The 12,640-nt window shown below is 71.1% G+C and carries 12 protein-coding genes; 7 read left to right on the forward strand and 5 right to left on the reverse strand.

The window, feature by feature from the left end; genetic code table 11:
* The first annotated feature begins 503 nt into the window (after window positions 1–503).
* The gene (locus tag ACWD5Q_RS34040; protein WP_451430951.1) at window positions 504–1,379 is read left to right on the forward strand and encodes a universal stress protein; all 876 of its coding nucleotides are present in this window, start codon (window positions 504–506) and stop codon (window positions 1,377–1,379) included.
* A gap of 171 nt (window positions 1,380–1,550) precedes the next feature.
* Complete coding sequence (locus ACWD5Q_RS34045; RefSeq protein ID WP_451430940.1) at window positions 1,551–3,920, forward strand: glycoside hydrolase family 65 protein; 2,370 nt, start codon at window positions 1,551–1,553, stop codon at window positions 3,918–3,920.
* A 572-nt stretch (window positions 3,921–4,492) separates the two neighbouring features.
* Here the strand turns inward: ACWD5Q_RS34045 and ACWD5Q_RS34050 are convergent.
* Complete coding sequence (locus ACWD5Q_RS34050; protein WP_451430941.1) at window positions 4,493–4,633, reverse strand: hypothetical protein; 141 nt, start codon at window positions 4,631–4,633, stop codon at window positions 4,493–4,495.
* A 121-nt stretch (window positions 4,634–4,754) separates the two neighbouring features.
* Between ACWD5Q_RS34050 and ACWD5Q_RS34055 the strand changes: the two genes are divergently transcribed.
* Complete coding sequence (locus tag ACWD5Q_RS34055) at window positions 4,755–5,423, forward strand: hypothetical protein (protein WP_451430942.1); 669 nt, start codon at window positions 4,755–4,757, stop codon at window positions 5,421–5,423.
* Window positions 5,424–5,679: 256 nt separating this feature from the next.
* Complete coding sequence (locus ACWD5Q_RS34060; protein ID WP_451430943.1) at window positions 5,680–6,222, forward strand: hypothetical protein; 543 nt, start codon at window positions 5,680–5,682, stop codon at window positions 6,220–6,222.
* 103 nt (window positions 6,223–6,325) lie between these two features.
* On the opposite strand, the gene ACWD5Q_RS34065 is transcribed toward ACWD5Q_RS34060, so the two are convergent.
* The 3 genes from ACWD5Q_RS34065 to ACWD5Q_RS34075 form a co-directional block, all read right to left on the reverse strand.
* Window positions 6,326–6,946: an L-threonylcarbamoyladenylate synthase gene (locus ACWD5Q_RS34065; RefSeq protein WP_451430944.1), complete on the reverse strand. Its 621-nt coding sequence runs from the start codon at window positions 6,944–6,946 to the stop codon at window positions 6,326–6,328.
* A 145-nt stretch (window positions 6,947–7,091) separates the two neighbouring features.
* Complete coding sequence (gene sthA, locus ACWD5Q_RS34070) at window positions 7,092–8,495, reverse strand: Si-specific NAD(P)(+) transhydrogenase (RefSeq protein WP_451430945.1); 1,404 nt, start codon at window positions 8,493–8,495, stop codon at window positions 7,092–7,094.
* 191 nt (window positions 8,496–8,686) lie between these two features.
* A complete protein-coding gene (locus tag ACWD5Q_RS34075; RefSeq protein ID WP_451430946.1) occupies window positions 8,687–9,436 on the reverse strand; it encodes a TioE family transcriptional regulator in 750 nt (249 codons plus the stop codon).
* Window positions 9,437–9,494: 58 nt separating this feature from the next.
* Between ACWD5Q_RS34075 and ACWD5Q_RS34080 the strand changes: the two genes are divergently transcribed.
* Window positions 9,495–10,712 (forward strand): erythromycin esterase family protein, encoded by a 1,218-nt coding sequence (locus tag ACWD5Q_RS34080; RefSeq protein WP_451430947.1) that lies wholly within the window; start codon window positions 9,495–9,497, stop codon window positions 10,710–10,712.
* Here the strand turns inward: ACWD5Q_RS34080 and ACWD5Q_RS34085 are convergent.
* Window positions 10,709–11,239 carry a pep a2 gene (locus ACWD5Q_RS34085; RefSeq protein ID WP_451430948.1) on the reverse strand — a complete coding sequence of 177 codons (531 nt, stop codon included), beginning with the start codon at window positions 11,237–11,239 and terminating at the stop codon, window positions 10,709–10,711. The genes ACWD5Q_RS34080 and ACWD5Q_RS34085 overlap by 4 nt on opposite strands.
* Before the next feature lie 327 nt (window positions 11,240–11,566).
* Here ACWD5Q_RS34085 and ACWD5Q_RS34090 point away from each other — a divergent pair, with 327 nt between their 5' ends.
* Both ACWD5Q_RS34090 and ACWD5Q_RS34095 read left to right on the forward strand, forming a co-directional pair.
* Window positions 11,567–11,809, forward strand: coding sequence for a DUF5133 domain-containing protein (locus ACWD5Q_RS34090; RefSeq protein ID WP_451430949.1), 243 nt, complete (start codon window positions 11,567–11,569; stop codon window positions 11,807–11,809).
* Window positions 11,810–11,996: 187 nt separating this feature from the next.
* Window positions 11,997–12,640 (forward strand): maltotransferase domain-containing protein (locus tag ACWD5Q_RS34095; protein ID WP_451430950.1); only part of this gene is annotated, 644 nt, incomplete at its 3' end.

Genomic DNA, 12,640 nt, shown 5'->3' on the forward strand with positions numbered 1-12,640 from the left:
GATCATGAACGCGATCCCGTCGGCACTCAAGCACGGCATCACCATGGGCATCGGACTGTTCATCGCCCTCATCGGCCTCTACAAGTCCGGATTCGCGGGGCCGAACGACCCCCGAGGACGCTTGCGCGGTCCGGACGATGGCGTGCGCTGCTCCCGGAGCGCGCGTCCGCGCTCGTCCCCCGGCCCGCCCACGGCCGTCCGGGCCGCCCGGCGGCTTGACCGGCACGCCATGACGAGGCGGGAAGGACCCCATCCGCTTCTCGCGGATCCTGATTGCGCGGTGCGCGGCCGACGGCCGCTGCTCCGCGTCTTTACCGGGCCCTTCCCGTCCCCTTCAGGACACCACGCGAACGGCGGAACCGCCAGGTCTGGAGGGCAGGGCCGGATACGTCCCCGAAGAAGACCGCGTGGGCCCTGATGCCGAACCCCTCCACGGTGCGATGGTGAAAGGAGACGCTCCCGTGCTGCGCGCCGCCGCAGCCCGGCGGAAGGCGGTGGAAAGGATGGAACTGCCCCTGGTCGTGGGCGTCGACGGATCGGAGCCCAGCCTCACCGCGGTCGACTGGGCCGTGGACGAGGCGGCCCGGCACGGGCTGCCGCTCCGGCTGGTGTACGCCTCCTTGTGGGAACGCTACGAAGGCGGGGCACCGTCGGGCGATCCCGAACACCGCTTCGAGGAGGCGAGGGAGGGCGACGTCGTCGAGTCGGCGGCCGAGCGTGCCCGCCGGCGCGATCCCGCGGTGACGGTCTCCACGGACGTCCTGCCCGAGGACGCGGTGTCCGCGCTCCTGCACGAGAGCCAGAGCGCCGCCGTCCTGGTCACCGGATCCCGTGGCCGCGGCGGACTGAAGGGGCTGCTCCTCGGCTCGGTCGGCCTGTCCGTGGCCGCGCGGGCGCACTGCCCTGTGATCGTCGTCCGCGGCGACCCGGCCGGGCTGGCCGGAGCGCATGAGCGGATCCTGCTCGGGGCCGGCGACCCCGCCTCGACGGCCGAGGCGGTACGGTTCGCCTTCCGCGAGGCCGAGGCCCGCGACTGCGTCCTCGACGTCGTCCGCGCCTGGCGCCGCCCGGCACACGAGGCCACCGACCACTCCGCGCCCGCCGGGGTGCCGGTACGCCTGCACGAGCAGCGGGCGGCCCTGCTGCTCGACTCCCTGCTGCGCCTCCAGGCGGCCGACCACCCGGGCGTCCGGGTGCGGCCCGCCACGGCCGAGGGGCCGGCCCGCACGGTGCTGCTGAAGCGCTCGGCGGCGGCCGATCTCGTGATCATCGGGGCGCGGCGCAGGAAGGGGCACCTCGGCCTCCAGCTCGGCCGGGTGGGCCACACGCTGCTGCACCACGCGGATTGCCCGGTCGCGATCGTGCCGCAGCACGAGTGATCCCACCGGCGCAGGCGCCGGTGGCGCAGCCGGCGGAGCGGCGGGCGCGGTTCTCGCCGCCGGCGTCGGCGTGGACCGCGCCGCGGGAGTGGCCCCCGGGCCAGACTGGTGCGGCAACGGTGCCCCACCGTCGTACCGACCCCGGGGACCGCACGTGGGAGGAACGCCGCAGTGACGGGCTGGACCTGGCAGTACGAGGGCTACGACCCCCGGGACGAGCGGCTGAGGGAGTCCCTGTGCACGCTGGGCAACGGCTACTTCGCCACCCGCGGAGCGCTCCCCGAGTGCTCCGCGGACCAGGTGCACTACCCGGGCACGTATGTGGCGGGCTGCTACAACCGGCTCATCTCGCACTGGACGGGGCACCAGGTCGAGAACGAGGACATGGTCAACCTCCCGAACTGGCTGCCGCTGCGCTTCCGTCTCGCCGCACAGCGCTGGCTCACCCCGGACACGGGAACCGTGCTCGACCACCGCCAGGTTCTGCACCTGTCCGTCGGACTGCTGGAGCGCCGTACGCGCTACGCGCTCGGCGGGCGACGCACGCTGTCGGTGCGCCAGCAGCGCCTGGTGCACATGGCCGATCCCCATGTCGCAGCCCTGCGCACCGAGTTCACGGCCGAGGGCGGCGCCGTCGCCCTGGAGGTCGAGGCCGCGCTCGACGGCGGTGTCACCAACGCGGGTGTCGCACGCTACCGCGGCCTGAACGGCCGCCATCTCACCCACGTCCACACCGGCACCCACGATCCGGACACGGTCTGGCTGCGCTGCCGCACCCGTACCTCCGACATCCGGATCGGCCTGGCGGCCCGGCTGACCGCCGGCGCCCCCGCCACCATCCACCACACCTTCCCGCGCGCCGTCCAGCGTGTGCGGCTCGACCTGGCGCCCGGCCGGACCGTGACCGTGGACAAGACCGTGGCCCTGCACACCTCCCGCGACCCCGCGATCAGCGACCCGCTGCGCACCGCGATCGACCGGGTGGGCGCGGCACCCGGCTTCGACGGGCTGCTCGAGGGGCACCGCACCGCCTGGCGGCTGCTGTGGCGCCGGGCCGCGCTCGACGTCCCCGGGGAGGCGGGCCACGTCCTGCGGCTGCACCTCTTCCACGTCCTGCAGACGCTCTCGCCGCACACCGCCGACCTCGACGTGGGGGTGCCCGCCCGGGGCCTGCACGGGGAGGCGTACCGCGGGCACGTCTTCTGGGACGAGCTGTTCGTGCTGCCGTATCTCAACCTGCACTTCCCCGAGGTGTCCCGGGCCCTGCTGCGCTACCGCCACCGGCGGCTCGACCGCGCCCGCGCGGCGGCGCGCGCGAGCGGCCGGCGTGGGGCGCTGTACCCGTGGCAGAGCGGCAGCGACGGGCGCGAGGAGACTCAGGAACTGCACCTCAACCCGCGCTCGGGGCGGTGGCTGCCCGACCACACCCGGCTCCAGCGGCACGTCGGATCGGCGGTCGCGTACAACGTGTGGCAGTACTGCGAGGCGAGTGGCGACGCCGAGTTCCTGCACACCAAGGGTGCCGAGATGCTGCTGGAGATCGCCCGCTTCTGGGCGGACTCGGCGACGCACGACGAGCGCCTCGGCCGGCACCGCATCCGCGGGGTGGTCGGCCCGGACGAGTACCACGACGCCTACCCCGGCGCCCGGGAGCCTGGCCTCGACGACAACGCGTACACCAATGTCACCGCCGCCTGGGTGCTGGAGCGGGCCCTTCAGGTGCTGCGCGTCCTGCCCGAACCCCGACGGCGCGAGCTGGTCGAGCGCACCGGACTGGACCACGGCGAACTGGAGAGGTGGGAGGACGTCTCCCGCACGCTCCACCTGCCGTTCCACGACGACGTCATCAGCCAGTTCGACGGCTACGGCGAACTCGCCGAACTCGACTGGGACGGCTACCGGAGGCGCTACGGAGACATCCGGCGCCTCGACCGGATCCTGGAGGCGGAGGGCGACACCGTCAACCGCTACCGCGCGTCCAAGCAGGCCGATGTGCTGATGCTCGGCTATCTCTTCTCACCGGCCGAACTCCAGCGCCTCTTCGGCCGGCTGGGCCACCGGCTGGACGAGGACCTCTGGCGCCGCACGGTCGACTACTACCTCTCCCGGACCAGTCACGGCTCGACGCTCAGCGGCCTGGTGCACGGCTGGGTGCTGGCCCGGGCCCGGCGCGGCGGGGCGTGGGCGTTCTGCCAGGAGGCCCTGCGGGGTGACATCGCCGATCTCCAGGGCGGGACCACGGGCGAGGGCATCCACCTGGGCGCCATGGCGGGCACGCTCGACCTCGTCCAGCGCGGACTGACCGGCATGGAGACCCGCGGCGGTGCGCTCCTGCTCGACCCCGCGCCGCTGCCGGAGTTGTCGTCGTACGAGTTCGCCGTGCGCTATCGCGGGCACTGGGGCGTACGGCTGCGGCTGGAGCGGGGGCGGCTGGAGATCACCGTGCCCTCGTCCGACCGCGACCCCATCGACGTCCGGCTGCCGTACCGCGAGGTCCGCGTCCAGCCGGGGGAGACCCGCGAACTGCTGCTTCCGAACTGACCAGGGGCCTGCCCGTGTCGGCCCGGTCCTCCCGAAGCTGCCGCGCAGTGACAAGTAGCCCTGTGTAATAGACAGCCTGCCGACGCGCTTCCTCGTGCGCCGCTACGTCATGGGTCGTCAGATGCTGTAGGCACCTGGCGGTACTCCGTTGGCAGTGCCGTACTCGGTGAGGGCCAGTACCCCCGTTCCGCGCATCGGGGCGAGCGCGAAGGTGACTGATCGCGGCTGGGCCAGGACGACTGCCCGGTCTCGGGCAGACAGGCCGTCCTCGCCGGCAATCTCTGCGAGGACGGCCCCAGGAGGTCAGGACGTACCGAGCCCGACTCCCGGTCCTGACATCGGGCCTTTGACGACGTTGCCGTCCGCACTCGTGATGGCCGGAGGATCTGCCATCGCAAGGTATCGCCACGGCGGACCCCCTTGAACGGCGTGACGCAACCCTGACAGGTCTGGGAAGTCGGAGCGGTGCAGCCGGCGCCGATGTACGGTGATGAGTTCGACGGCGGCGGTCGAGCTGTGCAGTCTGTGTGCGTGTGCCCGCAGACGTTGTTGCAACTGGATGTCGGAGGGCGTCATGAGGGGTCGTTGCTGGCGGCGATGGTGCGGCTGGCGATATCGCGGAACGCGGGTATGCCGAGGTTGACGGTGGTGGTCCGGCGGGCCCGCTCGTCGAGCTGGGCGAGTTTCTGTATCTCGCCCAGATCGATCAGCAAACCACCGTGAACCTCGGCATGCCCGCCCTCAGCCGAAACGCCGGGCGCACGGTCCCGAAAGGCCCTGGCCAGCCCTCCGGACGGGAGGTTCGGCGTGGTCGTCCCATTGGAGCGGAGAGAGATGCAGTCTGAACAGTATGAAGAGGTGGCCGACGCCGCAGAGCTTCTGGCACGGCTGCGGCACGTTTTCTGGATTGGTGGCGGGAGTGGTGCAGGCAAGTCGACGATCGCCCGCCGACTGGCCGGCCGCTACGGTTGGCGTCTCTACGCGACCGACGACGTGATGCGGGATCACGCTGGGCGGACCACCCTCGGGGAGGCCCCCTTTCTGCACAAGTTCATCGCCATGAACATGGACGAGCGATGGGTGAACCGGTCTCCGGAAGTCATGCTCGAGACGTTCCATTGGTTTCGAGGTGAGGGCTTCGGGCTGATCGTTGAAGACCTCCTTCGCCTGCCGCAGGAGCCGTGCGTCATTGTCGAGGGATTCCGGCTGTTGCCGCACCTCGTGAAGCCTCTACTTGCTGCTCCTGAGCACGCGGTGTGGCTTCTTCCCACACCCGATTTCCGCCAGGCCGCCATTCGGGGTCGGTCGGTACCAGGGGAAGGTTTCATCTGGAAGACCAGCGATCCAGCAAAGGCCGGCCGCCATATCGCCGAACGCGACCACATGTTCACAACACACCTCAAGGAGGAAACCGAGAGGCTCAGGCTGCGCACCATCGAGGTCGGCACCGCGATGACGGAAGACGATCTCGCGGAGCAGGTGACCACGGCGTTCCGACTCTGAAGTCGGCTTGCACAACAAGCCGCAGGCGAGCGGCTGCCGCGGGCACTCAGGAATTCCGCCAGCTCCAGGCAGTCGCCGACCGTGATGTCATGGACCGTGCCGCCCTTGGTGGTCATCATCGTGATGATCCGGCGTAGTGCGAGTGGCCGATCGCGGTCGACCGCCGGGCACGCGCCGTGCGAACGTCCCCCGCCCTGTCACCCGGATGTGATGCGCACCATTTTCACCCATTCGCCCGATGGGTAGGGTGACGCGGATGTCAGCCGACCTGTCCCCCGTCATAGCCGCCACCGCACAGTGGCTGCTGCGCTCCTACCTGGGCACCGGGGGAGCCCTGGACGATGCCCTGGCCGAGGCCCAGGCGTCCCAGGCCGTGATGGTCGCCGCCTGGCTGCGCTACCCCACCGTCACCGACGCCGCCCTCGTCACCCTCGTCGGGCCGGGCGGCTCCGCCCGTCTGGACCGGCTCACCGGCTCCGGTGCCGTAGCCGCCGAGGAGACCGACGCGGGCTGGCGCACCTGGGTGGACGAAGTGGTCGCGAGCTGGGCGGCCACTTTGCTGACCACCCCGTCCCTCGCCCGGGACGCGGTCGCCGCGCTGGGCACCAGCGACCACACGGCCGGCCTGGCGTTCGACTTTCGCAGGCTCACCGATCCCGGCGAGCACGACCGCCGTGCGGCCCCGTTGCTGCGCCACCCGGATCTGCTGGCCGCGCTCGCCGGACTGCACCGGGACTCCCTCGTCCGCCGGCTGCACGGCGAGCCCGTGGACGAGGAGGCCCGGTCCGGGGCCCGGTGACCGACCGGCCCGCGACGGCCGCCGCCGCGCTCCGGCCGGCGAACGTCCCGGTCGCCGCGGCCGACCGGAAGTCCAGGTCGTCGGGATGCCGTGGGCCCGCTCGTCACTCGAACCGCGACGTGTCGCCCGCCCCCTTGCGCACGATCTCCGGTTCGCCGCCGGAGAAGTCGATGACCGTCGTCGGCACCGTACCGCAGTCGCCCGAGTCGACCACGGCGTCCACCACGTGGTCGAGCCGTTCCTTGATCTCCCAGCCCTGTGTCATCGGCTCGTCCTCGCCCGGCAGCAGCAGGGTGCTGGACAGGATCGGCTCCCCCAGCTCGGCCAGCAGCGCCTGTGCCACCACATGGTCGGGAATCCGGACACCGACCGTCTTCTTCTTCGGATGCAGCAGCTTGCGCGGCACCTCGCGGGTCGCGGGGAGGATGAAGGTGTAGCTGCCCGGCGTCGATGCCTTGATCGCACGGAACACGTCCTTGTCGACCTGCACGAACTGACCGAGCTGGGCGAAGTCCTGACACACGAGCGTGAAGTGATGACGGTCGTCGAGATGGCGGATGGCGCGAATGCGGTCGATGCCGTCGCGGCTGCCCAGCCGGCACCCCAGCGCGTAGCAGGAGTCCGTGGGATAGACCACGAGCGCGCCGTCGCGGATGCGGTCGGCGACCTGGCCGATCGTGCGCGGCTGCGGATTGTCTGGATGAACGTCGTAGTACCTGGCCACCCGCCGAGTCTCGATCACCGAGGGCCGTGCTGTCCATGCGGGGAACCCGGCGTCCCCCGCACAGGTCATCCGCGCGGCGCATCGGACCCGGCTCGCTCCCTGAACCGCCGTGCCCCGCCCGCGCTGCGCGATCGGTCCGTGAGCGTCAGCCCTCGAGCCGGTCGATCTGCCGGATCTTGTTGGTCGCGTCGAGCGCGGCGACCTTGTACGACTCCGCGAGCGTCGGATAGTTGAAGACCGCGTTGACCAGGTAGTCCACGGTGCCGCCGCACCCCATGACCGACTGGCCGATATGGATCAGCTCGGTGGCCCCGGTGCCGAAGCAGTGCACCCCGAGCAGGGTCCGGTCCTCGGGGGAGACCAGCAGCTTCAGCATGCCGTGCGCATCGCCGATGATCTGCCCACGGGCCAGTTCCCGGTAGCGGGAGACGCCGACCTCGAACGGTACGCGGTCCTCGGTGAGCTGATCCTCCGTCCGTCCGATGAAGCTGATCTCCGGGATGGTGTAGATGCCCATCGGCTGCAGGCCGGCCATCTCGTGCACGGGCTCGCCGCAGGCGTGGTACGCCGCGATGCGGCCCTGCTCCATCGAGGTGGCGGCGAGCGCCGGGAAGCCGATCACGTCACCGACGGCGTATATGTGCCCCACCTCGGTGCGGTACTGATCGTCGACCTTGATCCGGCCGCGTACGTCGGCGGTCAGACCCGCCTTGCCGAGGTCGAGTCCGTCGGTCAGACCCTGGCGCCCGGCCGAGTACATCACTGCGTCGGCGGGGATCTTCTTGCCGCTCTCCAGGACGGTGAGCGTGCCCTTGGGGTGTCGTTCGACGGCCGCGACGGTCTCCCCGAAGCGGAAGGTGACCGCCAGGTCCCGCAGGTGGTACTTCAGCGACTCGATCACCTCGACGTCGCAGAAGTCGAGCATCCCGGGCCGCTTCTCGACCACCGTGACCTTGCTGCCGAGGGCGGCGAACATGGAGGCGTACTCCATGCCGATCACACCTGCCCCCACGATGACCATCGACCGGGGCACCCGCTCCAGGTCCAGGACGTTGTCCGAGTCCATGATCGACCGGCCGTCGAACGCGACGCTCGCCGGCCGGGCGGGCCGGGTGCCGGTGGCGATGATGATGCGCTCGGCACTCAACAGCCGTTCGTTGCCCGACACTTCGCGTACGGCGACGGTGTGGGGGTCCGTGAACCGTCCCGTTCCCGTGACGAGGGAGACGTGGTTGCGGGAGAGCTGGCTGCGGACGACGTCGACCTCGCGGCCGACCACGTGCCGGGTGCGCGCGGTCAGGTCGGCGACGGTGATGTCCTCCTTGAGCCGGTAGCTCTGACCGTACAGATCCCGCTGGGTGAGGCCGGTGAGATAGAGGACGGCCTCGCGCAGGGTCTTGGAGGGGATGGTGCCGGTGTGGAGGGAGACCCCGCCGACCATGTCGGGGCGGTCGACGACGGCGACCCGGCGGCCGAGCTTGGCCGCGGCGATGGCGGCCTTCTGGCCACCCGGTCCTGATCCGATGACGAGTATGTCGAAGTCGGGCACGTGCGGAGTCTGACAGCACCGACCCCTTGGCCGAAAGAGCGGAGTTGACGGGAAGCCGCCATGAGAACTCCGGGAAGGGGCCGCCCAAGTACGGCAGTTCGCCGATGGGCGGGATCACGCCCGTAGCGGCGCCGCGCTCCTCCCCTCCAACCAGGTGAACCCTGCCGGTCACAGCACCCGCGACCGACGCCTCAGCCGCGCCCGCGGAGGTACGCCTCCAGCTCTGCGGCCCCGGTCAGCAGCGCCCGCCCGCGGGCGGACAGCCGGCCCTGCCAGTCGCACAGCGCGGCCTCCAGCGGCTCCAGCCCGCCGGCCGCCCGCACCTGGGCGATCAGCGGGGCGATCTGCTCCAGCAGATAGCCGCCCCGCCTGAGCTGGTGGGCGAGCCGGGCGTCCCGTACGTCGGCGTCGTCGTAGACGCGGTACCCGGTCCGCGGGTCGCGACGCGGGCGCACCAGCCCGGCGCTCTCCCATGTGCGCAGCGTCGCGGGCCGGATTCCGAGCGTGTCCGCCAGCGGCCCGATGAACGTGCCGCCGGGCCCGGACACCCCGGCCGGCCCGGACCCCGCACCGGGCTCCGGGGCCGGGGTGGGCCCCAGGTCGCGGAGGGCGTTCTCCACGGCCTGGAGGGTCCGCCGGTCGTCGAGGAGCTGGGCGTGGCTCTCGTCGATGAGGCGGAACGCCTCATCGACCGCGCCCTGGTTCACGGCCCGCATGATCGACGTCGCCGTCCGGTGCCCGTGGCCGGGCACCAGGGCGAGGAACGCGCGCAGAGCCCCCGCGTGCAGCGACGTATAGGTGCGGTAGCCGTGAGGTGTGCGACCGGCGGCCGGAAGGATGCCGGCCTCCTCGTAGTTCCTGACCGCCTGCGTGGACAGACCGTGCCCGCGCGCCAGATCAACCGGCCTGAGTCGCTCCCCGTTTTGAAGGTTTCTCCCCATGAGGCTGACGATATCGTGGGAAAGTTTCAACCGAAGGTTCAACGATACCGTTGAAGGCATGGCGACTGACATCAAGGACACAGCCCATGCCGTCGAGGCTGCCGCCGTCATGAGGCTGCTCCCGGCCCGGCCCCGGCTCCTCGCCCTGGGCGAGCCCACCCATGGCGAGGATGCTCTGCTCGACCTGCGCAACGCTCTCTTCCGGCAGCTCGTCGAGCAGGAGGGCTACCGGACGATCGCGATCGAGAGCGACTGCATGAGGGGCCTGGTCGTGGACGACTACGTCACCTCGGGCGCGGGCACCCTCGACGAGGTGATGGAACAGGGGATCAGCCACGGCTGGGGCGCGTCCGCGGCCAACCGCGAGCTCGTGCGCTGGATGCGCGCCTACAACATCCGCGCAGACAACGACGGCCGGCCCGCGTCCGAGCGGCTCCGCTTCGCCGGTTTCGACGGCCCGCTGGAGATCACCCACGCCGCGAGCCCCCGGCACGCCCTCACCGCACTCCACGGCTACCTCACGGCCCAGGTGGACGCGGACCTGCTCCCCTGCACCGCGGACACACTCGACCGCCTGCTCGGCACCGACGACCGGTGGACCAACCCCGCCGCGATGATGGACCCGACCCAGTCCACGGGGCAGTCGGCCGAAGCCGGCCAACTGCGGCTGCTCGCCGACGATCTGGTGGCACTGCTCGACCAGCAGACGCCGCACCTGATCACGGCGACCTCGCGGGACGACTGGGACCGGGCCCGCCTGTACGGGCGTACCGCGACCGGCCTGCTGCGCTACCACCACTGGATGGCCGACGCCTCACCGGCCCGCATGACCCGGCTGGTGGGCGTGCGGGACCAGATGATGGCTCACAACCTCCTCGCCCTCGCCGCTCGGGGCCCGGCACTCGCCCACGCCCAAAACTCCCATCTCCAGCGGGAGAAGAGCACGATGCAGTTGTGGGAGGGGCCGGTGGAGTGGTGGAGCGCCGGTGCGCTGGTGAGCGCCCGACTCGGCGCGGAGTACGCCTTCGTGGCCACGGCCCTCGGCACGATCCGGCACCGGGGAGTGGACACCCCGCCGCCGGACACCGTCGAAGGACTCCTGTACGCGCTCCCGGAGGACCGCTGCCTCATCGACGCCGCGCGGCTGGCCACCGTCCTCACCGACACGCGGCCCGCGACCCGCGTTTCTTCCTGGTTCGGCTACGCCCCGCTTGACCCGGCCCACCTGGCGGACAGCGACGGCATCGTGTTCGTCAAGGACGTCCCGCAGAGTTAGGCGCGGACCAGCGCCGGCTCCGGTGGTCCGCCCGCGCGCTCCTCCCGGTCCCGTGCCGTGGCCACGGCCGGCAGCGGCAGGGCGCGCGGAAGAGGGCGGGTCTCGCGCAGGCTCGGTGCGGGCGCGGGCGGAACGAGGGGGGACCGCTCGCCGGACCGGGCCCGCTGCGAGAACCAGACGATCTTGCCGCCGGCAGGGGTGGCGCAGTAGCCCCAGCCGTTGCTCAGCGCCGCGATCTGCGTCAGACAGCCGCTCGGCGCGTAGTGCGGCCGGATGTCCCGTTCGGCGTCCTGGACCGCGGTGATGAGGTGCTGACCGTTCCACCACATCTCGATCGTGGTGTTCTTGTCCGCCGCGTGCCGGTCGATCGTGCGCAGGAGCGCGTCGGCGCACTGGCATACGGGCTCTACGAGTATGTCGAGGTCCCAGTGCCGGAGGTGGGCGGCCAGGATCCGCCGGACCTGCCCGATGCGCTCCGGGCTGAGTTCCATGTCGAGGTGGTAGTAGCAGGGTGCTGCGGTCTTCATTGTCGTTGGCTCCTCACCGGCGAAGCTCTTGCTCCTCCTCCGGCCCGGAGGGCCGGACCCCGATTACGAAGCGTGAGCGCCCATCGCTTCTGAGTCAGTACCAGAGTGAGAGTGCTACTCCATTCGTGCAACACGAGGCCCGTCGGCGGGCTGTTGTTGAATTTTGAACAGGACGCTTGGTTGCGCACCGTGCACCATAGGTGAAGGTCTCGATCGCCGTAGCGGATCACTCCCGCTCCGTGCACGGCTTTCGCGCACCCTCCGGACGGTGCCTCCGTGAACCCTCCGGAACCGTGCTCAGTGCCGACGTCCGGAGGTGACCGTGCCATGCTGCAGCCCGCCAGAGCCGAGGTCGCCCGTCACCTCGAGCAGTACCGGGCCTGGGAGCGGCTGATGCTCGCGTCTCCCGACAACCGCGCCGTCCGCGGCAACTTCGAGGACACGGGCCACACGCTGTGCGCGCTGATGGGGAAGCGGTGTGCACGCGAGGCGGTCGATGCCGCCGAGCAGTATCTGAACCCCCGTCGACACCACCCGCCCGGCGACCCGTACGACCCGCACGATCCCTGACAGCCCGCGCGAACCCGGCGAGCGGCACGACCCGCCCGAATCCCGCGACCCTTGTGAGCGGACCGTACCCGGAATCTGTCCCGCACCATCGGCGAACGCGGAGCGGACGTCGTGCGGAGCTGTGAAAGCGAACGCCACAGAGCGGGAGTTCACCCGAGGACCGAGATCGGCGGAGGAGGCGAAATCCATGGAACCGCAGGCCACGCACCAGGATGTGCACACCCCTGTCGCCGGTGGCGTGCGGGCCGTGACCGGGCGCATCCCGATCGTGGACGTCCGGCCCGCCGTCGACGGCGGGAGACATCCGGCCAAGGCGGTGGAGGGAGAGACCTTCCAGGTCACCGCCACGGTCTTCGGTGAGGGGCACGGTGCGATCGGCGCCAATGTCGTGCTCCGGGATCCCGAGGGCCGTCCCGGTCCCTGGACGCCGATGCGTGAACTGGAACCGGGATCGGATCGCTGGGGCGCCGAGGTGACACCGACATCGGTCGGCAACTGGACCTGTCAGGTGGAGGCATGGGGCGATCCGGTCGCCACCTGGCGACGGCACGCCCAGATCAAGGTGCCGTCCCGCATCGATGTCGCACTGGTCCTTCAGGAGGGCGCCGGCCTGTACGAGCGGGCCGCCGCCGGGGTGCCGGACGGACCGCGGCGGGAGACGGTGCGGGCGGCCGTCCGCGCCCTGCGCGACGAGTCGAAGCCGCCGGTCGCCCGTCTCGCCGCCGCCCTGTCTCCCGAGGTGGGTGGGGTGTTGGCGCGGTTTCCGTTGCGGGAGTTGGTGACGGTGTCGGTTGTGTTGCCGTTGCTGGTGGAGCGGGAGCGGGCGTTGTT

The sequence above is a fragment of the Streptomyces sp. NPDC002513 genome, assembly GCF_053595355.1.